The sequence below is a fragment of the Streptomyces sp. NPDC046349 genome, assembly GCF_055587885.1.
Map to the genome: position 1 here is coordinate 295,127 of NZ_JBVJFK010000010.1, position 26,292 is coordinate 321,418.

11 protein-coding genes are annotated in these 26,292 nt (G+C 75.0%); 1 reads left to right on the forward strand and 10 read right to left on the reverse strand.

All coding sequences use genetic code 11. The features are described 5' to 3' along the window. Positions 1-134 precede the first annotated feature (134 nt). A complete protein-coding gene (locus tag ACZ6JS_RS24660) occupies positions 135-1,178 on the reverse strand; it encodes a hypothetical protein (protein ID WP_469300966.1) in 1,044 nt (347 codons plus the stop codon). Positions 1,179-1,462: 284 nt separating this feature from the next. Between ACZ6JS_RS24660 and ACZ6JS_RS24665 the strand changes: the two genes are divergently transcribed. Next, a complete protein-coding gene (locus tag ACZ6JS_RS24665) occupies positions 1,463-4,630 on the forward strand; it encodes an AfsR/SARP family transcriptional regulator (RefSeq protein WP_469300968.1) in 3,168 nt (1,055 codons plus the stop codon). Positions 4,631-4,879: 249 nt separating this feature from the next. Here the strand turns inward: ACZ6JS_RS24665 and ACZ6JS_RS24670 are convergent, their stop codons facing one another. The 9 genes from ACZ6JS_RS24670 to ACZ6JS_RS24710 form a co-directional block, all read right to left on the reverse strand. Next, positions 4,880-5,104, reverse strand: coding sequence for a hypothetical protein (locus tag ACZ6JS_RS24670; RefSeq protein WP_469300970.1), 225 nt, complete (start codon positions 5,102-5,104; stop codon positions 4,880-4,882). A gap of 195 nt (positions 5,105-5,299) precedes the next feature. Continuing rightward, entirely contained in the window at positions 5,300-6,112 is an 813-nt protein-coding gene (gene ddaH, locus ACZ6JS_RS24675) for a dimethylargininase (protein ID WP_469300972.1), read from the reverse strand. 65 nt (positions 6,113-6,177) lie between these two features. Continuing rightward, positions 6,178-7,473, reverse strand: coding sequence for an MFS transporter (locus tag ACZ6JS_RS24680; protein ID WP_469300974.1), 1,296 nt, complete (start codon positions 7,471-7,473; stop codon positions 6,178-6,180). Positions 7,474-7,479: 6 nt separating this feature from the next. Next, complete coding sequence (locus tag ACZ6JS_RS24685; RefSeq protein WP_469300975.1) at positions 7,480-20,958, reverse strand: non-ribosomal peptide synthetase; 13,479 nt, start codon at positions 20,956-20,958, stop codon at positions 7,480-7,482. 47 nt (positions 20,959-21,005) lie between these two features. Beyond that, complete coding sequence (locus ACZ6JS_RS24690) at positions 21,006-22,004, reverse strand: TauD/TfdA family dioxygenase (protein ID WP_469301066.1); 999 nt, start codon at positions 22,002-22,004, stop codon at positions 21,006-21,008. Positions 22,005-22,012: 8 nt separating this feature from the next. Next, positions 22,013-22,225 carry an MbtH family protein gene (locus ACZ6JS_RS24695; protein WP_469300977.1) on the reverse strand — a complete coding sequence of 71 codons (213 nt, stop codon included), beginning with the start codon at positions 22,223-22,225 and terminating at the stop codon, positions 22,013-22,015. A 124-nt stretch (positions 22,226-22,349) separates the two neighbouring features. Continuing rightward, the gene (locus ACZ6JS_RS24700; protein ID WP_469300978.1) at positions 22,350-23,585 is read right to left on the reverse strand and encodes a cytochrome P450; all 1,236 of its coding nucleotides are present in this window, start codon (positions 23,583-23,585) and stop codon (positions 22,350-22,352) included. Next, positions 23,585-24,409 (reverse strand): thioesterase II family protein, encoded by an 825-nt coding sequence (locus tag ACZ6JS_RS24705; protein WP_469300980.1) that lies wholly within the window; start codon positions 24,407-24,409, stop codon positions 23,585-23,587. The genes ACZ6JS_RS24700 and ACZ6JS_RS24705 overlap by 1 nt, the downstream gene beginning before the upstream one ends. Beyond that, positions 24,406-26,199 (reverse strand): non-ribosomal peptide synthetase, encoded by a 1,794-nt coding sequence (locus ACZ6JS_RS24710; RefSeq protein ID WP_469300981.1) that lies wholly within the window; start codon positions 26,197-26,199, stop codon positions 24,406-24,408. The genes ACZ6JS_RS24705 and ACZ6JS_RS24710 overlap by 4 nt, the downstream gene beginning before the upstream one ends. Positions 26,200-26,292: the final 93 nt, after the last annotated feature.

The following is a 26,292-nucleotide window of genomic DNA, read 5'->3' on the forward strand; positions in this document are numbered from 1 at the left end:
TATTTTCAACCTGATCATTGTTCGCTCGAACATGTTAGCGGAGCTGGTGGGCCGGTTCGGAAAAGTAAGGAAGGCCACAGCGGTGAAACCGGGGGCGGCGATGCACACCGGGCGGAATGCTGAATTCCCCACCCTCAACACAGGCTGTCCCAGGAGTGGAGGGCGTCGAGGGCGGCGGTGCGGGTGGCCGGCTCGGCGACGGCTTCAGGAGCCGGCGTGAGGAGGTAGTCCGCGACGGGGGTGAGCAGAAGGGGTGTGCCGGGGCTGGGGGTGAGGAGACGGGCCTCGCCCCAGGTGTGGCGGATGACGGTCCGGCGGAGCAGGGCGCCGTGCCGGGTCCGGAGCCGCCGGGGGCCGGGCGGGGCCTCGCCGCGGCGGCGGTGCTCGGCGGCCAGTTGCGGGGTGAGGGCGGTGCGGACGGCGGCGAGCGGGCCCAGGGGGAAGTACCCGGCGGCGTGGTCGAGCAGGGCCGCGGCCTCGGGCGCCAGGCGGTAGGCGCCGAGGACGGCCGCCGCCTCGGCCGCCTCGAAGGGCCGGCCGGTGAGCCCGGCCACGTCGAGAAGGGTGAGCGGGCCGGGCGGCCGGGCCGGTTCGCCGAGCCGGGACTCGGCCAGGGCGATGAGGCACTCCACGTGGTCGTCGGCGACCAGGTACGGCCGCACGGGGACGCCCCGGCCGTCGCCCGGCAGCGCGGCGGTGGAGAGGTGGACGCGGTACCAGGGGTCGACGAGGGGGTCCTGCGCGGGCCATTGGAGCGTGACGGCGGTGTGGTGGGGGCGCTCGCCGAGCAGGGAGACGTCGATGTGCTCCACCGGGTGGTCGGTGACCAGGCGGATGACCGCCTGCCACAGGGCGGCCTCGTCGGGGGCGACCAGGTCGAGGACCTCCAGCGGACGGAGCAGGCCGGCCGGGTAGTACCCGCCGAGCGGGAGGCCCCGGATGGGGCGCACCCCCGTGGAACGGGCGAGTTCGGCGGCCAGGCGGGTGTACCGGCCGACGCGGTCCCGGGCCCGGCTCAGCTCGGCACGGGCCGGCCCGCCCATCCGGACGCCGTCCCGTTCCAGGGCGGAGAGCACCAGATGGGGCAGATGGCGTCCGGCCCGGGCGCGGTGCAGCAGTTCCGCCGGCCCGGCGGCGGGGTCGGCGTCGAGCAATCTGTACAGCAATGGGGTGTTCACGGACGTCCGCCTCCGAATGTATGGTCGGGCCCGGCGCCACCGGCGGCCGAGGGGGGCGGGCGCGGTGTCCGGACGGTCTCCGGCGTGCCCGCGGCACGGTGCGATTCTTTACCGCAAGGTTCAACACGTGATCACCACAGGCTCAACAGACTCTCGACACCGAGTGCGACGCTGTGGTTAAAAGGTGACACAAATCGAGACATGGGCGCCGAGCGGGGGCGGGCACCGTGTTCTGGGGCTGGGGGCAGGACTTGGTCGATCTCCGTTTCTCATTACTCGGTCTGATGCGGGCTCACCGGGGCGCTACCGCGCTCAAGATCGGGAGCCCCCAGCAGCAGGCGATGCTGGCCGTCCTCCTGCTGCGGCCGGGGCACTCCGCGAGCGCCACCGACCTCATCACGGCGCTGTGGGGAGAGGACCCGCCGAGCGCGGCGATGACCACGGTGCGCACATACGCGTGGCGATGGCGCAAGGTGCTGGACGCCGGCGGCAAGGGCGGCGAAGGCGACGGTGCGGGAAGCGACCGGCCCGCGTCGAGCGTGCTGGTGTCGATGGGGGACGGCTACCGGCTGGTCCTGCCGAAGCTCGCCGTCGACGCCGCGGAGGCGGAGTCGCTGGCGGCCGAGGCGGAGCGCACCGCGCGAACCGATCCGCTGCGCGCCCGGGACCTGCTCAACCAGGCGCTGGAGCTGTGGCAGGGCGAACCTCTGGCCGGCGTGCCGGGCCCGTTCGCGGAACGTCACCGGCAGCGGCTGGAGGAACTGCGGCTGACGCTGCTGGAGGAACGGATCGGGCTGGACCTGGCGCTCGGCCGCTACTCGCGCTGCATCCCGGAGCTGACCTCCCTCACCACCGAGCACCCCCTGCACGAGCGGGCGTACGAGCTGCTGATGCGGGCGCTGTACCAGGCCGGGCGGCAGGCGGACGCGCTGGCGGTGTACCGCGGGGTGCGACAGCTGTTCCTCGCGGAGCTGGGCGTCGCGCCCGGCGCGGACCTGGAGCAGCTGCACCGCAGGATCCTGGAGGGCGACCCGTCGCTGGCCGCCCCGGAACCGGTCCCCCCGGCTGCGCCCGTGGACCGGCCCGCAGGACAGCGGCAGCCGGGGCGGGAGACCGCCGGCGCCGACGGCTCCGGCCCCGGGGCCGGGCCCCGGACGCCCGAACCGGACCGGCACGAGGGGAAGAAGGGACAGGATGCGGCCCCCAGACCGGCGGCCGCACCCCCAAGACCGGCCCAGCTCCCGCCGGACGCCGCCGACTTCACCGGGCGCACGGCACCGGTCCGGGTGCTGGACGAGGCGCTCGGCACCCCTTCGGCGCAGGCGCTGGTGATCGCCACCGTCGTCGGCATGGGCGGCGTCGGCAAGACGGCGCTGGCCCTGCACGTGGCCCATCGCGTCCGGGAGTCCTATCCGGACGGCCAGCTGTATGTGGACCTGCGCGGCTCCGACCCGGTGCCCGCCGACCCCGAAGCGGTGCTCAGCAGTTTCCTCGCGGCGCTCGGGGTGCCCGGGGACGCGGTGCCCGACGGGCTGGACGCCCGCTCGGCGCTCTTCCGGTCCGTCGTCGACGGGCGGCGGCTGCTCCTGGTGCTCGACAACGCCAAGGACACCGCGCAGATCCGGCCGCTGCTGCCCGGGGCGGTCGGCTGCGCGGTCCTCACCACCGGGCGCACCCGGCCGGCCGGGCTGCCGGCCACCGTGCACGTCGACCTCGACGTGTTCCACCCGTCCGAGGCGCTGGACCTGCTCGGCCGCACCATCGGCGCGGACCGGCTCGCCGCCGAACGCGACGCGGCGCTGGAGCTGGTGGTGGCCTGCGGGTACCTGCCGCTGGCGGTCCGGATCGTGGCGGCCCGGCTCGCTGCCCGGCCGGGCTGGACGGTGGAGACGCTCAGCCGCCGGCTCCAGGTGGAACGGCGGCGGATCGACGAACTGCGGATCGGCGACCTCGCGGTGGCGGCGGCCTTCGAGCTGGGCTACCGGCAGCTCACCGCCGACCAGGCACGCGCGTTCCGGCTGGTCGCCTCGGTGGACGGGCCGGACATCGGGCTGCCGGCCGCCGCCGCTCTCCTCGACCTCGACGAGTACGACGCCGAGGACCTGTTGGAGGCCCTGGTGGACGTGGCGATGGTGGAGTCGCCGTTCCCCGGCCGCTACCGCTACCACGACCTGCTTCGCTCCTTCGCCCGGCGGCGTCCGGTGCAGGAGGCGGGCCCCGCCGCCGCAGGCTGTGGTGCGGTGGACGGCGGGGAGGCGGTGGCGGCCCGGGACCGCCTGCTGGACCACCTGCTGGCCACGGCCTGCACAGCGTTCCAGCACGCGGTTCCCGGTGATCCCGCGGCGGGCGCGCTGGGTCCTGCCCGGTCCCCGGGGGTGCCGCTGGCCGGGTGGGACGCGGCCCGCGAGTGGACGGCGGCGGAGCGCCCCGGTGCGGTGGCGCTGGCGGCCCAGGTCGCGGCGGAGGCGGCGGGCCCGGCGGCCGGCGCCGCGGCCGGTCCCCCGGGCGCGGCGGCGGACGGCTTTCGGGGGACGGCGCTGCGGCCGGCGATCGACCTGCTGATCGCGCTGACCCCGTTCGTGCTGACCCCTCCCAGCCGACAACTCGCCGCCACCGCCGACGCGCTGGCCGAGGCGGCGGTGCGGCACGGTGACGTACGGGCGGCCGGACGCGCGCACTTCCTGCGCGGGAACGTCGCCCTGGCGGCGACCCGGCTGGACGCCGCCGAGGCGGCCGCGCGCCTGGCGGTGGACGCGGCGCGGACCGCCGGCGACACGGTGATCCTGCGCCAGGCACTCAACGACCTCGGCCTGATCTGCCAGTTCCTCAGCCGCTACGACGAGGCGGTGGACCACTACGACGAGGCGCTGCTGCTGGCCAACGAGTTGGGGCACCGCTCCGGCGCCCTGGTGACGACCGTGAACGCCGCGCTGGCTCGGGTGCGCAGCGGGCGCGCGGACGAGGCGGTGGAAATCTGTCACGAGGTGCTCGCCGAACTGCGGACCCGGCAGGACGATCCCGGCCGGGCCTACACCCTGTACGTACTGGGGCTGGCGCTGCACGGGCTCGGGCGGCACGAGGAGGCGGTGACCTGGTTCCGGGAGTGCCTGGCGGTGGCGACGGGAGCGGGTCTGCGGGACCGTGCGGCGCACGCGCGCTACCGGCTGGCGGACAGTCTGCGCTCGCTCGGCCGGGCCGGCGAGGCACTGGACCACGCCGGGCAGGCGCTGGTCCTGTGCGAGGAGCTGGGGGCGGAGCGGGACCAGGCTCAGGCGCTGCTGGTGCTGGGCCGCTCGCTGGCGGACCTGGGGCGCGGGGCCGAGGCGGGGGTGCGGTTGCGGCAGGCGTACGAGATCTTCTGCCGGCTGGGGCTGCCGGAGGCGGCCGAGGTGGCCTGCCTGCTGGAGCAGCCGGCTCTGGCCCTGGCCGAACCCTGCGGGCTGGAGGCCTGAGGGCTGTCCCGAAGGCTCGTCTCTTTCGGATCTTGTCGGTCGAGCCCTCGTCGTCCGGTGCCGGGCGGCGCGGGGCGGAGGGGGAAGTCCCCTGCGAGCATCGGCGGCCGACGACGACGCGGCGAGGTGCGGTGCCGGGCGGCGAGGGCCCGGCAGGATCCGGAGGGGAGGTCCTTGGGGGCGTCCGGCGGATCGGGGTCGGACAGCCCTTCGGGGGCTTCCCCGTGGCGGTCGGGCTGCCGGTGCGGGTCAGGAACCGGTGCTGTTCCAGTCCTTGTCGTCGGACGGGGAGGGGGTCGGCGCCGGGGCCTGATGGGTGCTGACGGTCCCGCCGCCCTGCCCGGTGCCGGTGCCGGTGGCGTCGTCGGCCATCGCCGCCCCGGCCGCGCCCAGGGCGATCAGCGTGCCGAGGCCGAGGCCCGCGACGGCCAGGCGGACCCGGGTGGCAGCATTGTTCTTCGCGCGGTTCGCCATGACTGCTCCTGAGGGATGTCTTCCCTGGTGGGAAGGGGGCTTCCGGGTCTTCCCGGAGTGCTCCGGGCTGATGGGAAGAGCATGGCAAGGCACGTTCAACAGCCGATCGACGCGCGAGCACCACGCGTCGATCGGCTTCGTTGATCGGGGCGTCGATCGGCTCCGGTCGGTCGGCTCCGTCGGTCGACACACCGGTCAGGCGGCCTCGCGGATGTGCAGGGTGCAGCACTTCACGCTGCCCCCGCCCTTGAACAGCTCGGAGAGGTCCACCCCGACCGGCCGGAAGCCCCGCTCGCGCAGCCTGGCCGCGACCCCGGTGGCCGCCTCCGGCAGGACCACGTTCAGGCCGTCGCTCATCAGGTTGAGCCCGAACACCGCCGCGTCCGCCTCCCCCACGAGCACCGCGTCCGGGAAGAGCCGGCGCAGCACCTTCCTGCTGCCGGCCGAGAACGCGCCCGGGTAGTACATGACCTCGTCGTCGTCGAGCACGCTGAGCGCGGTGTCGAGGTGGTAGAAGCGCGGGTCGACGAGGTCCAGGCCGACCACCGGGCGGCCGAGGAACTCCTGCGCCTCCGCGTGCCCGGCACTGACGCTGCGGAAGCCGCGCCCGGCGAGCAGGTGGGTGCCCGTCAGCAGCAGGTCCCCCTCTCCCTCGTTGACGTGGACCGGCTCGTGGACGGTGAATCCGCCGGCCCGGAACCACTCCAGGTAGGCGGGTCCCTCGGCGGCCCGCTCGGCGTTGCGGAACCGGGCGCCGAGCACTCGGCCGTCGACGACGGTGGCGCCGTTCGCGGCGTAGACCATGTCGGGCAGGCCGGGCAGCGGGTCGATCAGGTCGACGCGGTGGCCGAGTTCGGCGTACAGCTCGTACAGCCGCTCCCACTGGGCGACGGCGAGGCCGGTGTCCACCGGCTTGGCGGGGTCCATCCACGGGTTGATCGCGTAGCTGACCTCGAAGTGGGTCGGACGGCACATCAGGAAGCGGCGCGGACGGGCGGTACGGGTCATGGAGGGCTCCGGGAGGGTGCGCACGGGGGTTTGGGCGGGGCGGTGCGGGGCGGCAGCGGTGCCGGTCAGGTGTGCGCGGGGCGCTCGGGGAAGCTGCGCAGGCCGCGGAGCGGGCTCGCCAGCAGGACCAGGCCCGCCGAGAGCAGGACGCCCGCCATGATCCAGAGGGTGGTGCGGGCTCCGAGCAGTTCGCCCAGCCAGCCGCCCAGCAGGGCGCCGACCGGGATGGCGCTGAAGTTGACGGTGGAGGCGCTGGCCCGGATCCGGCCGATCATCGCGGGCGGGCAGTAGGCCTGGTAGAAGCTGCCGGCGATGACGTTCCCGGCGATCACCCCGCAGACCGCGACCGACCAGGCCACCGTGCTCACGGCCAGCGGCAGCCGCTCCCCGGCCATCGGCAGCAGGAGGATGAACGGCGCTCCGACCAGCTCGCAGAGCAGCAGTCCACGGGCCGTCCCGAACCGGCGGGCGATCCGCCCGGCGAGCGCGGCGCCGGCCAGGCCGCCGACGGATACGACGGCGAAGACGGCGCCGACTCCGCCTGGTGTCACGCCCACGGTCCGGACCAGGAAGATGGTCTGCACAGCCTGGATGCCGTTGAGGCCGAGGTTGCCGACGGCGGCGAAGCTCGCCAGCGTGCGCAGGTAGGGGTCGTGCGCCAGGAAGCGGACGCCCTCTTTGATCTCGCGGAGGATCCCGCGTCGTTCGGAGACCGGCGGGGGCTTCTCCTCGGCCTTGATGGACCCCACGCAGAGGGCCGCCACCAGGTAGGTGAGCGCGTCGGCGAGCAGACCGGTGACGGCGCCGAACGCCTGGGAGATCAGGCCGGCCAGGCCCGGGCCGGCGATCTCCGCGGCTGCGTCCCCGGAGCGCAGTTTGACGTTGGCCTCGAGCAGGTCGGGCTTGGCGACCAGTACGGGCAGGACGGCGCTGTTCGCGGTGGACAGGAACACCTTGACCGCGCCGGCCAGCAGGGCGACCACCACCAGCTGGGCCATGGTCAGCAGGCCCAGCCAGCCCGCCACCGGCACGCTGCCGAACAGCACCAGCAGCAGCAGGTCGCACACCAGCATCACCTTCAGCCGGGGCCAGCGGTCCACCCAGGCCCCGGCCAGCAGGCCGAGGAAGAGCCACGGCACCCAGGCGGAGGCGGTGAGCAGGCCGACCATGAACGGCGAAGCCTCCAGGGTGACGACGGCCACCAGGGCGAGCGCGACGTTCCCGACGGCGGTGCCGAGGCCGCTGGTGGTCTCACCGATCCAGAGTTTGCGGAAGTTGCCCTGCGCCCAGAGGCCCCAGCGGCTCTTGCGCGGCACGTCCCCCTCGGGGGGCGACGGCGGTTTCACGGAGGCTGTGGTCATGGCGGGTCACGCTCCAAGCTTTTGGGCGAGCACGGCGGCGATCCGTGCGACGGGCTCCGGCTGCGTCATGGCGCCGTGCGTGCAGGTGATGCGGTGCTGCTCGATGCGGCCGTCGACGTACGGCCGCCAGGCCCGGCCGTAGGGCCAGTCGGCGGGCTTGTCGAGGGTGGCGCCGAAGAAGACGGCGTCGCCGCGGTAGTGGCCGGGCACGTGCTCGGCCATCAGCTTGGCGTTCTGCTCGAAGACGTCGGGCAGGACGGCCGCGGCCTCGCCGAGCAGTGCGGTGAGGTCGGCCCGCCCGCGTCCGTCGGCCGGGTCGTGGCCGAGGGAGGCGAGCAGTTCGGCGAGGGTGTCGGCGGGGTCGTCGGCGGGCGGGGTGCCGTCGGCGGCGTGCCGGGCGGGGTCGGCGGGCAGGCCGTCGAGGAGGGCGAGCAGGGCGACCTCCTGGCCGGCCGTCTGGAGGACGACGGCCATGGCCTGGGCGACGACCGCGCCGAAGGACCAGCCGAGCAGGTGGTAGGGCCCCTCCGGCTGGACGGCGCGGATCTGCCGTACGTAGTCCTCGGCGATCTCGGTGACGGAGGACGGGAAGCCGCCGCGCAAGCCCCGTGCCTGGAGGCCGTGGACCGGCCGGTCGGGGTCGAGGTGGCGCAGCAGTCCGGAGTAGACCCAGCTGATGCCGGCGGCGGGGTGGACGCAGAACAGCGGGGGCCTGGTGCCGCCCGTGCGCAGCGGGAGCAGGACGTCGAGGGCGCTGTCGGTGCCGGTGGCCTCGTCGGCGGCTCCGGCGCGGGTGCCCGCCGGGCCGGCCGGGCCGCAGTGCCGGGTCAGGCACCGGGCCAGGGCGGCCACGGTGGGGGCTTCGAAGAGGGCCCGCATGCCGAGGTCCGCGCCGAGTGCGGTGCGGATCCGGCCGAGCAGCTTCATCGCGAGGAGGGAGTGGCCGCCGAGGTCGAAGAAGCCGTCGTCGATGGAGACCGGGCCGGGCAGGCCCAGGACCTCGGCGAAGAGGCCGCAGAGCTGTTCCTCGTCCGGGGTCCTGGGAGCCCGCCCGGTGGGCGCGGCGTGGAACTCGGGCGCGGGCAGGGCGCGCCGGTCGACCTTGCCGCTCGCGGTCAGCGGGAGCGCGTCGAGGGCGACGATGGCGGCGGGGAGCATGTGGCCGGGCAGCGACTCGGCGGCGTGGGCGCGCAGTTCGGCCGGGTCGAGGGGGCCGTCGGGCACGACGTGGGCGACCAGCCGGGGGCCGGTGGCGGCGTCCTCGTGGACCGTGACGGTGGCGGCGAGGATCCGGGGGTGGCGTGTGAGCACGTACTCGATCTCGCCGGGTTCGATCCGGAAGCCTCGGATCTTGACCTGCTGGTCGGTGCGGCCGAGGTAGGTGATGTCTCCGTCGCGGGTGCGGCGGACCAGGTCGCCGGTGCGGTACATCCGCTCCCCCGGGGCGCAGGGGTCGGCGACGAAGCGCTCGGCGGTGAGCGCCGGGCGCCCGAGGTAGCCGCGGGCGAGGCCGGCGCCGGCCAGGTACAGCTCGCCGGGGACTCCGGGCGGGACGGGGTTGAGGTGCTCGTCGAGGACGTGGGCGCGGGTGCCGAGGACGCTGCGGCCGAGGGCCGGGCGGGCGGTGGCCGTGACGGGCTGGGTGAGCGCGTCGACGGTGGCCTCGGTGGGGCCGTAGAGGTTGTGGGCGGTGGTGGCGGGCGCCTCGCGCAGGCGTTCCCAGAGGGCTTGGCCGACGGCCTCGCCGCCGAGCAGGACCACGCGCGGGGCGGGTGCGTCCAGCAGGCCTTCGTCCAGCAGCTGTTCGGCGTAGGAGGGGGTGACCTCGATGACGTCGACGGACTCGGCCTCGAGGTGGCGGACGAGGGCGGCGGCGTCGCGGCGGACCTCGTCGCCGATCAGGTGCAGTTCGTGGCCGGCGATCAGCCAGAGCAGGCCGTCCCAGGAGGCGTCGAAGCAGAGGGAGGCGGTGAGCGCGACGCGGCAGCGGCCGTGCTCGCGCTCGGTGGCGCCGATCGGGCCGGTCGGGCGGCGGTGCGAGGCGAGGAGAGCGGCGATCGAGCCGTGGCTCACCACGACGCCCTTGGGGCGGCCGGTGGAGCCCGAGGTGTAGATCACGTAGGCGGCGTCGGCGGCGGCCGCGAGGGGCGGCGGGTTCTGCGCGGCGACGTGGTCGGTGCCGTCCTGCGGGGCGGCCGTCAGGACGGGCAGGCCGGCGAGGAGTTCGGGCAGGGGCCAGCCGTCGCCGGTCACGGCCAGGGCGGGTGCGGCGTCGGCGAGCATGGCGGCGGTCCGGTCGGCCGGGTGGCCGGCGTCCAGCGGGAGCGAGGCCGCGCCGGCCTTGAGTACGGCGAGCAGGGCGATCACGGTGTCCGCGGAGCGCGGCAGGGCGAGGGCGACGACCGTCTCCGGGCCGGCGCCCGCGGCCGTCAGGCGGTGGGCGAGGTGGTTGGCGCGGGCGTTCAGCTCGGCCCAGGTGAGCCGGGTGTCCCCGGCGACCAGGGCGGTCGCCTCGGGGGTTCGGGCCGCTTGGGCCTCGAAGGCGGCGGGCAGCAGCTCCGCGTTCGGCGGCAGCTCCTCCTCGATCGGGACGAGTTCGGTGCGTTCGTCCGCGGAGAGCAGATCGGCCCGGCCGATGGGGAGGTCGGGGCGGGCCGCGACCGCCGTCAGCAGGCGGCCGAAGCGGACGGCGACGGCCTGCGCGGTCTCCCGGTCGAAGAGGTCGGTGGCGAAGTCGATCGCGCACTCCAGCCCGGCGGGCGCCCCGTCGGCGTCGAAGGACTCACCCATGGCGATGGACAGGTCGAACTTGGCCGCGCATCCGCCGACCGGTTCGACGGTGGCCGGCAGGCCGGCCAGGTCGAGCGGGGCCCCTCCGGAGCCGTCGGCCCGGCCGGCGCCCTGGAGCAGCAGCATGACCTGGAAGAGCGGGTGGCGGGCGAGGGAGCGGGCCGGGTTGAGTTCCTCGACGAGGCGCTCGAAGGGCACGTCCTGGTGGGCGTGGGCGTCGAGCTGGGTCTCGCGGACGCGGTGGAGCAGTTCGGTGAAGGTCGGGTCGCCGGAGGTGTCGGTGCGCAGGACGAGGGTGTTGACGAAGAAGCCGACGAGATCGTCGAGGGCCTCGTCCGAACGGCCGGCGACGACCGATCCGATCGGGACGTCGGTGCCGGCCCCGAGCCGGGTCAGAAGCGCCGCCAGAGCCGCCTGGAAAGTCATGAACATGGTGACGCGGTGGTCGCGGGCCAGCCCGGCCAGCGCCCGGTGCAGTGCGGCGTCGAGCGGAAGGACGACGCGGTCGCCGTCGTGGCCGCTGTCCGCGCGCCGGGGGCGGTCGACGGGGAGCGACAGCTCCTCGGGCAGACCGGCCAGGGCTTCGCGCCAGTAGGCGAGTTGGCGGGACACCAGGCTCTGGTGGTCTTCCTCGTCGCCGAGCAGCTCGCGCTGCCAGAGGGCGTAGTCCGCGTACTGCACCGGCAGCGGCTGCCGGTCGGGCGCCGAGCCGTCGCGGCGGGCGGCGTAGGCGGCGGCGAGGTCGCGCAGCAGCGGGTCCATGGACCAGCCGTCGCCGGCGATGTGGTGCAGGACGAGGACGAAGAGGTGCTCGTCGGCCGCGATCGGGAACAGGTGTGCGCGGAGCGGGAGTTCGACTGCCAGATCGAAGGGGGTCGCGGAGCACTCGGCGAGGGCGGCCGCCGGGTCGGCGGGCGGGTCGGTGCGGCGGTCGAAGGGGATCCGGGCCTCGGCGGGCGGGATGATCCGCTGACGGGGTTCGCCGTCCCGCTCGGTGATCAGCGTCCGCAGGATCTCGTGCCGGGCGACGAGGTCGCCGAGGGCGAGTTCGAGGGCGTCCGGGTCGAGCGGGCCCGTCAGGCGCAGGGCGAGCGGGAGGTTGTAGAGGGCGCTGGGGCCCTCCATGCGGTCGATCAGCCAGAGCCGCTGCTGGGCGAAGGAGAGCGGCAGCTCGTACGGGCGCTCGCCGGCCGTCAGGGCCAGTCGCGCCCCGGCGCCGTCGAGGCGCTGGGCGAGGCCGGCGGCGGTCGGCGCCTCGAAGACGTCCCGGACGCCGATCTCGGCCGCGAAGACCGTGCGGACCCGGCTGACCAGCTGCATGGCGAGCAGGGAGTGCCCGCCGAGGGCGAAGAAGTCGTCGTCGGCCGAGAGCTGTCCGCTCGCGCCCAGGACTTCGCCGAACAGGCCGCACAGGAGTTCCTCCCGCGCCGTACGGGCGGCCCGGCCTCCGGCGAAGAGCTGGAAGTCGGGGGCGGGCAGGGCGCGCCGGTCGACCTTGCCGCTGCCGGTCAGGGGCAGCGCGTCGAGGGTGACGACCGCCGCCGGGACCATGTGGGCGGGCAGCGACTGCGCGGCGAACCGCCGCAGCTCGAGGGCGAGTTCGGGGCTCGGTGCGGTGACTGCGCAGTGCGCGACGAGGCGCCGGTCGCCGCCGTCGCTCTCGTGCGGGGTGACGACTGCCTGGCGGACGGCCGGGTGCCGGGCCAGCTCCTGCTCGATCTCGCCCGGCTCGATGCGGAAGCCTCGGATCTTGACCTGGTGGTCGGTGCGGCCGAGGTAGGTGATGTCTCCGTCGCGGGTGCGGCGGACCAGGTCGCCGGTGCGGTACATCCGCTCCCCCGGCGCGAACGGGTCGGCGACGAACCGCTCGGCGGTGAGCGCGGGCCGCCCCAGGTAGCCGCGGGCCAGGCTGTTCCCGGCCAGGTACAGCTCGCCGGGGACCCCGGCGGGAACGGGGTTCAGGTGCTCGTCGAGGACGTGCGCGCGGGTGCCGAGGACGGTGTGTCCCATGGTGGGGCTCTCGGAGTCGGCGTACGACTGGAGCAGGGTGTCGACGGTGCACTCGGTGGGCCCGTAGAGGTTGTGGCCGGTGGTGGCCGGGGCCTCGCGCAGGCGGGTCCACAGGGCCTGCCCGATCGGTTCGCCGCCGAGCAGCACCACGCGCGGCGCGGGTTCGTCGAGCAGCCCTTCGGCGATGAGCTGTTCGGCGTAGGTGGGGGTGAACTGGAGGGCGTCGAGAGCCTGGTCGCGGATGTGGCGGACCAGTGCGGAGGGGTCGCGGCGCAGGTCCTCGCCGATCAGGTGCAGCTCGTGGCCGGCGACCATCCACAGGAGGCTGTTCCAGGAGGCGTCGAAGCAGAGGGATGCGGTCAGCGCGACGCGCAGTCGGCCGTGGGCCCGCTCGGGCCCGGCGAAGGTTTCCGCCCGGTGGGCGGCCAGCAGTCCGGCGATCGAGCCGTGGCTCACGACGACGCCCTTGGGGCGGCCGGTGGAGCCCGAGGTGTAGATGACGTAGGCGGCGTGGGACGGGGTGACGCGGACGGGCGGGGCGTCGGCGGGCCGCTCGGCCCAGTGCTGTTCGCCGGCGTCCAGGACGGCGGTGCCGACGAGGCCCTGCAGCGCCTCGGGCAGCGGCCATGCGGCGTCGGTGAGGACGGCCGCGGGGCGGGCGTCGGCCAGCATGTGGGCGGTGCGTTCGAGCGGGTACTCGGCGTCGAGGGGGAGGAAGGCCGCGCCGGCCTTGAGTACGGCGAGTTGGCAGACGACCGTCTGGGCCGAACGGGGCAGGGCGAGCGCGACCACGTCCTCGGGGCCGATGCCGGCGGCGGCCAGGCCGTGGGCGAGGCGGTTCGCGCGGGCGTCCAGCTCGGCGTACGTCAGCCGGGTCTCCTCGAAGACGAGGGCCGTCAGGTCGGGGGTGGCGGCCACCCGGGCTGCGAAGGCGGCCGGCACCAGGGGCTGGTCGGCGGGCAGCGGCCGGTGTCCGCCGAGGAGCGCGGCGCGTTCGCCGTCGGCCAGCAGGTCGGCGCGGCCGATCCGGATGCCCGGCCGGGCCGTCATCTCGGTGAGCAGCCGGCCGAAGCGGGTGGCGATGGCCTGCGCGGTCTCCCGGTCGAAGAGGTCGGTGGCGAAGTCGATCGCGCAGTCGAGTCCGGCGGGCTCGCCGTCCGGTTGGAAGAACTCCTCCAGTGTGATGTTGAGGTCGAACTTGGCGACCCCGGTGTCCGCGGGCAGCGCCTCGGCGCGCAGGCCGGCCAGCTCCGGCTCGCCGCCGGTGTTGGACTGGAGGACCAGCGCCACCTGGAAGAGCGGGTGGCGGGCGAGGGAGCGCGCCGGGTTGAGTTCCTCGACGAGGCGCTCGAAGGGCACGTCCTGGTGGGCGTAGGCGCCGAGTCCCGTCTCCCGGACGCGGTGGAGCAGTTCGGTGAAGGTCGGGTCGCCGGAGGTGTCGGTGCGCAGGACGAGGGTGTTGACGAAGAAGCCGACGAGATCGTCGAGGGCCTCGTCCGAACGGCCGGCGACGACCGATCCGATCGGGACGTCGGTGCCGGCCCCGAGCCGGGTCAGCAGCGCCGCCAGAGCCGCCTGGAAAGTCATGAACATGGTGACGCGGTGATCGCGGGCCAGCCCGGCCAGCGCCCGGTGCAGTGCGGCGTCGATGGGGAGGGTGACCCGGTCGCCCCGGTGGTCGGCGCGGGCGCCGCGCGGCCGGTCGACGGGGAGGGTCAGCTCCTCGGGGAGGTCGGCGAGGGTGTCGCGCCAGTAGGCGAGCTGACGGGAGACCAGGCTGGCGGGGTCGCTCTCCTCGCCGAGCAGCTCGCGCTGCCACAGCGCGTAGTCCGCGTACTGCACCGGCAGCGGCTGCCGGTCGGGCGCCGAGCCGTCGCGGCGGGCGGCGTAGGCGTCCGCCAGGTCGCGCAGCAGCGGGCCCATCGACCAGCCGTCGCCGACGATGTGGTGGAGGGCGAGGACCAGCACGTGGTCCTCGGGGCCGACCCGCAGGAGGGTGACGCGTACGGGCGGTTCGGCCGCCAGGTCGAAGGGGCGGCGGGCGGCCCGCTCCACCTGCGAGTCAACCGACTCCGGTGCGCAGTGGAGCAGTTCGACGGGGAGGGTCGCACCGGTCGCGGGGAGGACGATCTGGTGGGGCTCGCCGTCGTGCTCTGCGATCAGCGTGCGCAGGATCTCGTGCCGGGCGACGAGGTCGCCGAGGGCGAGTTGCAGGGCGTCCGGGTCGAGCGGGCCCGTCAGGCGCAGGGCGAGGGGCATGTTGTAGAGCGCGCTCGGCCCCTCCATCCGGTCGATCATCCAGAGCCGCTGCTGCGCGGAGGAGAGCGGGAGGCGTGCGGGGCGTTCGCCCGGGGTCAGCGCGAGGCGGGCGGTGGCGCCGTCGAGGCGCTGGGCCAGGCCCGCCGCGGTGGGCGCCTCGAAGACGTCCCGGATGCCGAGTTCGGCGCCGAGGACGGCGCGGACACGGCTGAGCAGCCTGGTGGCGAGCAGGGAGTGTCCGCCGAGGGCGAAGAAGTCGTCGCCGGCGGAGACCGGTCCGGTGAGGCCGAGCACTTCGCCGAACAGGCCGCAGAGGATCTCCTCGCGCGCCGTGCGGGCGGCCCGGCCGCCCGCGGCCGCTGCGAAGTCGGGGGCGGGCAGCGCGGACCGGTCGAGCTTGCCGTTGACGTTGAGCGGCAGTTCGTCCAGTGCCGTGAAGGCCGCCGGGACCATGTAGTCGGGCAGGGCGGCTGCCGCGTGGGCGCGAAGCGCGGTCGCGTCGAGCGGGGTGCGCGTCACGACGTAGGCGACCAGCCTGGTGCCCGCCGCACCGGCCGCGGCGTCCTGGTACGGCAGGACGGCGGCCTGGAGGACATCGGGGTGGGCGGCCAGTACGGTCTCGATCTCGCCGGGTTCGATGCGGAAGCCCCGGACCTTGACCTGGTGGTCGGTGCGGCCGAGGTACTCGACGCGGCCGTCGGGGCGGCGGCGGGCGAGGTCGCCGGTGCGGTACATCCGCTCCCCCGGCGCGAACGGGTCGGCGACGAACCGCTCGGCGGTCAGGGCGGGCCGGCCCAGGTAGCCGCGGGCCAGGCCGGCGCCGCTCAGGTACAGCTCGCCGGGGACGCCCGGCGGTACGGGCCGCAGGCCGGCGTCGAGGACGTGTGCGCGGAGGTTGGGCAGCGGGCTGCCGATGAGGGGTCGCGGGTCGCCGGCCAGCCGGTGGTACAGCGCGTCGACGGTGCACTCGGTGGGGCCGTACATGTTGAGGACGACGGTGTCGGCGGCGGCGGTGAGGGTGGCGCTGAGGGTCTGGCCGAGGGCCTCGCCGCCGACCATCAGCAGGGCCGGCGGACAGCGGTCGAGGAGGCCCTCCTCGACCAGCCGCTCGGCCTGGCCGGGGGTGACGTCGAGGACGTCGGCGCCGGTGACCTCGACGTGGCGGACGATGGCGGCGGCGTCGCGGCGCAGGTCGTCGTCGAGCAGGTGGAGCTCCTGGCCGGCGACCATCCACAGCAGCGCCTCGAGGGCGGTGTCGAAGGAGAGCGAGGCGGCCTGGGCGAACCGGAACCTGCGCTCCGGGTGTGCCTGGCGGGCGGCGGCGATGGTCTCGTCGCGGTGGAAGGCGAGCAGGTTGGCGAGGCCGCCGTGGCGGACCACGACGCCTTTGGGGTGGCCGGTGGAGCCCGAGGTGTAGATCACGTAGGCGGCGTGGGCGGCGGTGACGCGCACGTTCGGCGCCCGGTCGGGCCGCTCGGCCCGCTGCTGCTCGTCGACGTCCAGGACGGTGGCGCCTGCGAGGCCGTCCAGGACGTCGGGCAGCGGCCATGCGGCACCGGTGAGGACGGCCGCGGGGCGGGCGTCGGCCAGCATGTGGGCGATCCGCTCGCGGGGGTGGTCGGCGTCGAGCGGGAGGAAGGCCGCCCCGGCCTTGAGCACGGCGAGTACGGCGACCAGGGACTCGGCGGAGCGGGGCAGGGCGAGCGCGACCACGTCCTCCGGGCCGGCGCCGGCGGCGGCCAGGCCGTGGGCGAGGCGGTTCGCACGGGCGTCCAGTTCGGCGTACGTCAGCCGGGTCTGCCCGAAGACGAGGGCGGTGTCGTCCGGGGTCGCGGCGACCTGGGCGGCGAAGGCGTCCGGTACGAGGACGTCCGCCGTGCCCGCCCGGTCGGTGTCGTGCCAGCCGGCCAGCGCGGTCCGGCCGGCTTCGCCCAGGACGTCCAGTTCGGCGACGGGGCGGTGCGGGTCTTCGGCGGCCTGGGCGAGAAGGCGCGGCAGGGCGTCGGCGAGGCGTTCGGCGGTGGCCCGGTCGAACAGGTCGGTGGCGAACTCCAGGCCGCCCTCGACGCCGCCGGGGGTGCCGTCCGGGCGGTGGCGTTCGGAGAGGCTGAGGGTGAGGTCGAAGGCGGTCGTGGGCAGGCCGAGCGGCTCGTGGGCGGTGCGGGTGCCCGGGAACTCGGGGCCGCCTCCGGCGGTGTTGTCGAAGGCGATCATCACCTGGAAGAGCGGGTGCCGGGCCAGGGTGCGGGCCGGGTTGAGTTCTTCGACGAGTCGCTCGAAGGGCACGTCCTGGTGGGCGTAGGCGGCCAGGTCGGCTTCCCTCACCCGGGCGAGCAGCTCGGCGAAGGTGGGCCGGCCGGTGAGGTCGGTGCGCAGCACCAGGGTGTTGGCGAAGAAGCCGATCAGGTCGTCGAGGGCGGGGTCGAGGCGGCCGGCCAGCGGGGTGCCGATCGGCAGGTCCTCGCCGGCGCCGAAGCGGTGCAGCAGGGTGGCGTAGGCGGCCTGGAGGACCATGAAGAGGGTGGCCCCGTGGCCGGCGGCGAGGTCCGCGAGCCGGCCGTGGAGGTCCGCGTCGATCTCCAGCGGGACGACGTCGCCGCGGTGGCTCGCGACCGCCGGGCGGGGGCGGTCCAGCGGGAGCGGCAGCTCGTCCGGCAGGCCCGCCAGTGCCTGCCTCCAGTGGGCGAGCTGGCGGGAGAGCACGGACTGCGGGTCGGTGTCGGGGCCGAGCAGCCGGTGCTGCCACAGGGTGTAGTCGGCGTATTGGACCGGCAGCGGCTCCCGTCCCGGTGTCGCGCCCCCGAGGCGGGCGGTGTAGGCGTCGGCGAGGTCGCGGAAGAGGGGCCGCAGGGACCATCCGTCGCTGGCGATGTGGTGCATCACGAGGAGCAGTACGTGCTCGTCCGGGGCCTCGGGGCGCAGGTAGGCGTGGAGCGGGACGTCGGTGGAGAGGTCGAAGGTGTGGCCGGTCAGCTCCTGCACCGGGCGGTCGGTGATCGTGAGCAGCGGGGCCGGGGGCGCGGGCAGGACCCGCTGGTACGGGACGCCGTCGTGTGCGCCGAAGACCGTACGCAGGCTCTCGTGGCGGGCGACGACGTCGTGGAGGGCGCCTTCGAGGGCGTCCGCGTCGAGCGGTCCGGTGAGGCGCAGGGCGAGGGTGACGTTGTAGGTGGCGGCGGGGCCTTCGGCCTGCCCGAGGAACCACAGCCGTCGCTGGGCGAAGGAGACGGGCAGGTGCTCGGGCCGCGGTTCGGGGCGCAGCACGGGACGGGCCGGGTCGGTGGCGAGCCGGTCGGCGAGGGCGGCGACGGTGGGTGCCTGGAAGAGGTCGCCGATGGCGAGTTCGGCGCCGAGTTCGGTGCGGGCGCGGCCGACCAGGCGGGTCGCCAGCAGGGAGTGGCCGCCGAGTTCGAAGAAGTCGTCGTCGATGGTGATGTCGTCGATACCGAGGATTTCACCGAAGAGGGCGCACAGGGCGCGCTCGCCCTCGTCGCGGGGGGCGCGGCCGGCGGTGTCTGCGCCGAGTCGGGGGGCGGGCAGGGCGCGCCGGTCGACCTTGCCGTTGGCGTTGAGCGGCAGCGCGGGCAGGAGGACGACGGCCGAGGGGACCATGTAGCCGGGGAGCGTGGCGGCGGCGAACCGCTTGAGTTCGGCCTCCAGTTCGAGCTGTTCGTCGAGGGTGTGGCCGGTCACCGAGCAGTAGCCGACGAGCCGGGTGTCGCCGGGGCGGTCCTCCCGGGGGATCACGATGACCTGGCGGACGGCGGGGTGGCGGGAGAGCACGGCTTCGATCTCGCCGGGCTCGATGCGGAAGCCTCGCAGCTTGACCTGGCCGTCGATCCGGCCGAGGAATTCGATCGCGCCGTCGGTGCGGCGGCGGACCAGGTCGCCGGTGCGGTACATCCGCTCGCCGGGCGCGTACGGGTCGGCGACGAAGCGTTCGGCGGTCAGCGCGGGCCGGCGCCAGTAGCCGCGGGCGAGGCCGGCGCCGGCGACGTACAGCTCGCCGGGGACGCCGGGCGGGACGGGCTGGAGCCGGGCGTCGAGGACGTGGGCGCGCATGTTGTCGAGCGGGGCGCCGATGGGCGGCCGGGGGCCGGTCAGGTCGGCGGGCGCGAGGGGGTGGTGCGTGGCGAAGGTGGTGGCTTCGGTCGGGCCGTAGACGTGGGCGAGCAGCAGGTCGGGGCAGTGGTCGAGGACGCGCCGCATGAGGGTGCCGGAGGCGGCCTCGCCGCCGGTGCAGACGGTCCGCAGGGCGCGGAAGGTCTCGGGGGCCTGCTCGGCGACGAGGTCGAACAGGGCTTTGGTGAGGAAGACGGCGGTGACGTCGTGGCGGGTGGCGAGTGCGTGCAGGGCGGCGGCGTCCAGGTTGCCGGGTGGGGCGACGACCACGGTGCCTCCCGACAGCAAGGGCGTCCACAGCTCGTAGGTGGCGGCGTCGAAGGCGTGCGGGGAGTGCAGCAGGATCCGCCGGTGGCGGCCGTCCTGCCAGCGGCGGTCGGCGGCGAGGTCGACGACGTCGCGGTGGCGTACGGCGACGCCCTTGGGGGTGCCGGTGGAGCCCGAGGTGAACATCACGTAGGCGAGCCGGTCGGGATGGACGGGCACGCCGGGGGCGTGCGCGGGGGCGGTGTCCTCGTCTCCGGAACGGACCACGACGGCTTCGTGCGGGAAGCCGGGGTCGGCGCGGTCGGTGAGCAGGACGGGCGCGGCGGTGTCGGCGAGGAGCGCGGCCATCCGCTCCGGCGGCAGGCTCGGGTGGAGGGGGACGTAGGCGCCGCCGGCCTTGAGCACGGCCAGGGTGGCGACGACCAGGTCCGCCGAGCGTTCCATCAGCAGGGCGACCGGGGACTCCGGGCGGACGCCGCAGGCGGCCAGGTGGTGGGCGAGCCGGTTGGCGCGGGCGTCGAGTTCGGCGTAGGAGACGGTGCCGCCGTCGTGTGCGAGCGCGACCGCGTCGGGGGTGCGGGCGGCCTGGGCCGCGAACAGTTCGGGAAGCGAGCCGGCCGGGACGGGCGCGGCGGTGGCGTTCCACTCGTCGCGCAGCCGGGCCCGCTCCTCGGGGGCGAGGATGTCGAGGGTGCCGATCGGCGCCTCGGGGTCGTCGGCCGCGGCGGCCAGGAGCCGGCCCAGGCGCTCGAACAGGGTGGTGACGGTGGCGCGGTCGTAGAGGTCGGCGGCGTATTCGACGGAGCCGGTGAGGCCGGCGGGGGCGCCGTCGGGGGTGTGCTGCTCGGTGATGCCGATGTTGAGGTCGAACTTGGCGACCCGCAGGCCGAGTTCCTCGGGCTGCGCCTGCAGTCCGGGCAGGCCGCCGAATTCGCCCTCCTCGTGGTTCTGGAGGACGAGGAGGGTCTGGAAGAGCGGGTGGCGGCCGAGGGACCGGGCCGGATTGACCTCCTCGACGAGCCGCTCGAACGGCAGGTCCTGGTGGGCGAACGCGTCGAGCTGGGATTCCCGGGCCCGGCCGAGGAGCTCGGCGAAGGTGGGGTCGCCGGAGGTGTCGGTGCGCAGGACCAGGGTGTTGACGAAGAAGCCGACCAGGTCGTTGAGGGCCTCGTCGGAGCGGCCGGCGACGCCGGTGCCGAGCGGGATGTCGGTGCCGGCGCCGAGCCGGGTGAACAGCGCGGCGAGTCCGGCCTGGAGGACGGAGAACAGGGTGGCGCGGTGCCGGCGGGCCAGGCCCGCCAGTGCGGCGTGCAGTTCGGGGCCGTAGCCGAACGCCACGGCGTCCGCGGCCCCGGTCGGGGCGGGCGGACGAGGGCGGTCGGTCGGGAGCTCCAGCTCCTCCGGCAGACCGGCCAGAGCCTGCCGCCAGTAGTCGAGCTGACGGCTCATCATGCTGCCGGGGTCGCTCTCGTCACCGAGCAGTTCGCGCTGCCACAGCGTGTAGTCGGCGTACTGGACCGGCAGTGGCTCCCAGTCGGGGGCGTGGCCGCCGAGGCGGGCGGCGTAGGCGGTGGAGAGGTCGCGCAGCAGGGGGCCGAGCGACCAGCCGTCGCCGGCGATGTGGTGGAGCACGACGAGCAGCACGTGCTCGGTGGACGGTTCGCCGGCGGCGGGCTGGGCGGAAGTGAGCGAGAAGACCGTGACCCGGAGGGGCGGTTCGGTACTCAGGTCGAAGGTGCGGGCGGCGGCCCGGTCCCGCAGGGCGGGGTACTCGTCCGGTGCGCATTCCACCGTCTCGAAGTCGATCCGTGCCTGCGCCGACGGCAGAACCTGCTGTACCGGGACTCCCCCGGTCACCGGGAACACCGTGCGCAGGGCCTCGTGGCGGGCGACCACGTCCGCCGTCGCGGCGCGCAGCGCGTCGGTGTCGAGCGTGCCGCGCAGGCGGACCGCGAACGGCAGGTTGTAGAGCGCGGTCGGCCCTTCGATCTGGTCGATCAGCCAGAGACGCTGTTGTGCGTACGAAACCGGGATCACGGTGCTTCCTCTGCTCACGTCACGGCGTGGATGGTGTTCGGGGTGCCTCAGGCGGGGACTGCGGTCGTCGGGCGCACCGTGGGCCGGCAGTCGAGGAGGTCCACGGGGCGGCCCATCGCGACGGCGATCCTCCGGTCGCCGCCGAACGGGTCGCGGCCGTGCGCGCAGAGCACGTTGTCGACCAGCATCACGTCGCCGACCTGCCAGGTCTCGCGGACGGTGGCGGCGGCGTAGGCCGCGTTGAGGGCTTCCACGTCCTCCCGGGAGAGGGGTTCGCCGTCGCCGAAGCCCGTGTTGAACGGCAGGCCGCCGGGTCCGAACTCCTCGACCATGGCCTCCCGGATGTCCGGGTCCAGGGACCACTCGTTCCAGAAGGCGAGGTGGTTGAACCAGACCTCCTCGCCGGTCTGCGGATGGTGGATCGTGGCCGAGCGCAGCTGGCTGGTGCGCAGGTTGCCGTCCGGCTGCCACTCCCAGGCGATGCCGTTCTCCCGGCAGTACCGCTCGACGTCGGCCCGGTCCTCGGTGCCGAACGCGGTGCGCCAGCCGAGGGAGATGTAGTCGGAGTAGTTGCGGGTGAGCGTCCAGCCGGAGGTCCGGCCCCGCTCGGCGAGGTGGTCGGGCAGGGCGGCGAGGACCTTGCGGACGTCGGCGGTCGGGGTGGCACCGCCGGTCGCCGGGGCGGTCAGGCAGGCGAAGAGCAGCCGGCCGGGGAAGGTCAGCGTGTAGCTGTTCTCGTTGTGCATCCGGATGGACTGGGCGGGCGGCAGGTCCGTGGATGAGAAGACGCCGTCGCCGAAGTCGCTGCGCGGGGTGGCCTTCTCCCGGTACGGGGTGGGCTCGGGGACCAGCACGTCGCGGACGGCGGCGACGTCCGCGGCCTGCGCCACCGGCAGCCCGCGCAGGAAGATCGTGCCGTGCTCGTGCAGGGCGGCGGTCAGCGCGGCCTCGTGCTCGCGCAGCCACTCGCAGGCCCCGGCGAGGCCGCCGGTGGCCGGCACGTGGGCGAGGGCCGGGCGGCCCGGGTTCAACTCCCAGTTCGGCATGGCGGCGCTCACCGCTGGTCGATGGCGGCGAGCAGGCTCGCCGGACGGATGTCGGTCCAGTTGGCCTCGATCCAGTCGAGGCACTCCTGGCGGGCGGCCTCGCCGTGGACGGTGGTCCAGCCGGCCGGCACGTCGAGCCAGACCGGCCAGAGCGAGTGCTGGTTCTCGTCGTTGACCAGGACCAGGTAGCCGGAGTTGTCGTCCTCGAACGGGTTGCTCATGGTGGTCTCCGTAGCGTGAGAGGTGCTCTGGGGTGCGATTCGAAGGTAGGGGCGCCGGACGGGCCGGAGCGGCACAAGCTCCGGCAGGTGAGCGGCAGTTGCGGCGCTGCCGGGTCCACCGTGCTCAGCGGGGGGTGAGGCGGACCGGGAAGTGGTCCAGGCCGAAGTTGATGACCGAGCGGTTGTAGGTGGCGGGCCCGGTCGGCTCGATGGCGGCGGCCTTCTCCAGCGCGGCCGTGTACAGGGCGCCCAGTTCGGCCTTGGCCAGTGGGGCGCCGATGCAGTAGTGGGCGCCCAGGCCCAGCGCGAGGTGCTTGTTGGGCGAGCGGTCGAGCCGGATCTCCTCGGGTTGCTCGAAGGCCTCCGGGTCCCGGTCCGCCGACCACACCCAGACCGCGACCCTGTCTCCGCGGCGGATCCGCTGTCCGCCCAGCTCGACGTCCCGGGTGGCGGTGCGCAGCGTGTGCAGCCCCACCGAGGTCCAGCGCAGGAGTTCGTCCACGGCGGAGTCCATGGACACCTCGCCGTGTTGCAGCCTGCGCCACAGGTCGGGGCGCTGGACGAGGGTGTGCAGGCCCATGGAGGCCGTGTGGCGGACGGTCTGGACGCCGCCCACGACGATGTTGTCCAGGTTGAGCACCACGTCCTCGATCGGCAGCAGCCGCCCGCCGACCTTGTAGGTGGCCATCATGGAGATCAGGTCGTCGCGCGGGTCGGAGCGGCGCAGCATCACCTGGTGCATCAGGTAGGGGATCAACTTCTGGTGTCCGGCGCGGCGTTCTTCCGGCGTACGGCCGAGGAAGGCCACGTCGCAGACTCGGACCACCATGTCGCGGTCCTTCTCCGGGACGTCCAGCAGGTCACACATGACCGCGAGCGGCAGCGCGGAGACCACGTCGACGAGGTCCACCTCGCCCTGCTCGACGGCCCGGTCGAAGAGCTCGCCGGCCCGTTCGGTGATCGAGCGGGCGGCGCCGCGCACTCCGCCCTTGGAGAAGAACGGGTTCGCCGGGGCGCGCAGTTCGCGGTGGCGGGGCGGGTCGGTGAGGGCCATCATCCGGCCCGAGCCGACCGGTACGTTGCCCTGGCCCGAGCCGAGCAGGGAGCCTGACTCCGAGCTGAACACGGCCGCGTTGCGCAGCACGTCCGCCGACTCCCGGTAGGTGAGCACGGACCAGACCGGCCCGTCGTCGACGGTCTCGGTGCGGTGGACGGGGGCCTCGCGGCGCAGCCCGGCGATCAGTTCCGGGGTGTCGGGGCGGGCCCACAGGTCGGGGTCGGTGAGGTCGACGGCACCGCCGGGGGCGGTGGGGGCGGTGGTGGCGGTGCGGTCGGCGGTGGCGGTGGCGGTGGTCAGCATCACTGCTCCCTGGAGGCGTGGCGGGGCGCGGCGGGCACCGGACGGTCCGCCGGGAGAGAGGTCAGGAGAGAGGCCAGGAGATCGACCGGCCCGGGCCGGTCCACGGTGGCGAGCAGGTGCCCGCCGGGGACGACGCGGTGGCCGAAGGCGCCGCGGGTGTGGGCGGCCCAGCCGGCGAGGCCGGTGGTGGCGAGCATCGGGTCCTCCGCGCCGGCCAGTGCGTGGACGGCTGAGCCGATCGGCGCGTGCGGGCGGTGGCGGTAGGTGGCGCTCACGGCGAGATCGGTGCGGATGGCTCCGAGGGCGAGCTCGGCCAGGTCGGGATGGGCCTGGACCGACTCGTCCAAACCGGTGAGCCGGAGGAGTTCGGACGCGCCCAGGTCCCTGGTCCCGCGTCCGGTCCACTCGGCGGGGCTGGGCGCCCCCACGGCGACCACCAGGTCGGGGCGGCGGTCGGCGGGGAGCGCGCGGGCGACCTCGTAGGCGAGCAGCGCGCCGAAGCTCTGGCCGTAGAAGGCGAACCGGCCTCCGCCACCGCCGGCCAGGTGCGGGGTCAGCGCCTCGGTGACGGCCGCGACCAGGGCGTCGAAGTCGGGCGGCATCGGGTGGCGGCTGCGGCCGCCGCGGGCCGGCGGGCGCAGCGCCCAGACCTCGGCCACGGGGGCCAGGGCACGGGCGAGCGGTGTGAAGGCGGTGGCGTCGCCGCCGGCGTGCGGGAAGCAGAACAGCCGTACGGGACGGTGGGCTTGGGGTACGGGCACGAACAGCCAGTCCCCCTCGACGCGGGGGCGGGCGGTGCGCGCGGGAGGGGTGGAGGTGCTCATCGGACGGCCTCGCGGCGGGCGGTGAGGGCGGGACGGGCGGCGGCCGGGCCGGCCGCGGCGGCGCGCCGGACGGCGGCGGTGAAGCCGGCCAGGTCGGCCGCGTCCAGCAGGTCGCGGAGCTGGAGTTCGACGTTGAGCTTGCGGCGCAGCAGGTGGACGACGCGCAGGGCGGCGAGCGAGTGGCCGCCGAGGGAGAGGAAGTCGTCGGTCTGCTCGATGTCGGGGACCCCGAGCACGGTGCGCCAGACCTCTGCGACCTGCTCGTCCACCCCGCCCTGCGCGGCCGGGCCGACGGCCTGCGCCGCCGCGGGAGCGGGCAGGGCGGCGTGGTCGACCTTGCCGTTCGGGGTGAGCGGCAGGGCGTCCAGTACGGTCAGCGTGGACGGCACCAGGTGGGCGGGCAGGGTCCGGCGCAGCTCGTCGAGCAGATCGGCCGGGCGGAGCTCCGCCCCGGTGACGTAGCCGGCCAGGCGGTGGTCCCCGGGGGCGGCCTCGTGCAGGGTGACGGCGGCGGCGGTGACTGCGGCGAGGGCGCCCAGTGCGTGCTCGACCTCGCCGAGCTCGACGCGGAAGCCGCGCAGCTTGACCTGGCGGTCCACCCGGCCGACGTACTCCAGCAGGCCGTCGGCAGAGCGGCGTGCCTGGTCGCCGGTGCGGTACATACGGGCGCCGGGCTCGGTCGCGAACGGGTCCGCGGTGAACCGGCCCGCGGTCAGGCCCGGGTGGCCCGGATAGCCGTGTGCGAGGCCCGGCCCGGCCAGGTACAGCTCGCCGACGGCGCCGGCTGCCGTCACGGGGGCGAGGCGGCCGTCCAGCAGGTAGGCGCGTACGCCGGGAAGCGGTTCGCCCAGGTGCGGGCCGGGGCCGGTGATCGGGGTGGTGATGGCGTCGACGGTGCACTCGGTGGGCCCGTACAGGTTGAGGGCGTCGATGCGGGCGTCGGCCAGCTCGCGCCAGGTACGGGCCGGTACGGGCTCGCCGCCCATGAACAGGCGGGGGACGCGGGCGCCGGCCAGCGGTTCGCGGAGCAGCTGCCAGTGCGAGGGGGTCAGGTCGAGGTCGGTGACGCGGTGCTCGGTGAGCAGCCGTACGAGGCGGGTCGGTTCGGCCCGCTGCGTGTCGTCGATCACCACCAGGGTGTCGCCGCGGCAGATGCGGATCCACTGCTGGACGGAGGCGTCGAAGGAGACGCTGGCGTTCCAGGCGACGACGCCGGGCTCCGGGCGGTAGGCACCGCTGAGCTCCAGGGCGGCGACCAGGTCGGCGACCGCGCCGTGCGGGACCTCCACGCCCTTGGGGCGGCCGGTGGAGCCGGAGGTGTAGATCACGTAGGCGGAGTCGAGCGGGTGCGGGGTGAACGGGACCTCCGGGCTCCCGGCGGCCGGGGCGTCGGCGTCCGGGCGGAGCACCGGGACGCCGGCCGGTACGGAAGGCTGGGCGTCGGCGCTGACCACGGCGGCCAGGCGGGCGTCGGCGGCCATGAACGCGATCCGCTCCGCCGGGTAGGCGGGGTCGAGCGGGACGTAGGCGGCGCCGGCCCGCCAGGCGGCGAGCAGTGCGACGGGCAGGTCGGCGGTTCGGGCGAGGTGGACCCCGACCCGGTCCCCGCGCCGCACCCCGGCCGCCCGCAGGGCGCGGGCCAGGGCGGCGGTGCGGCGGTCCAGGGCGGTGAAGTCGAGACTGCCGTCCACGGCGTGCACGGCGACCCGCCCGGGGTGCGCGGTGACGACGCCGCGCAGCCGGGCGAGCAGGTCGGCGGTGACGGTGGACGGCTCGGCGAAGGTGGTCATGCGGAACTCCTCGTTGGTCAGGTGCTGCGAAAAATGGACGGATCACGCTCTGGTGCGGCCCTGCCCGGCCCCGGCCGGACGGCCGGGCGGTAC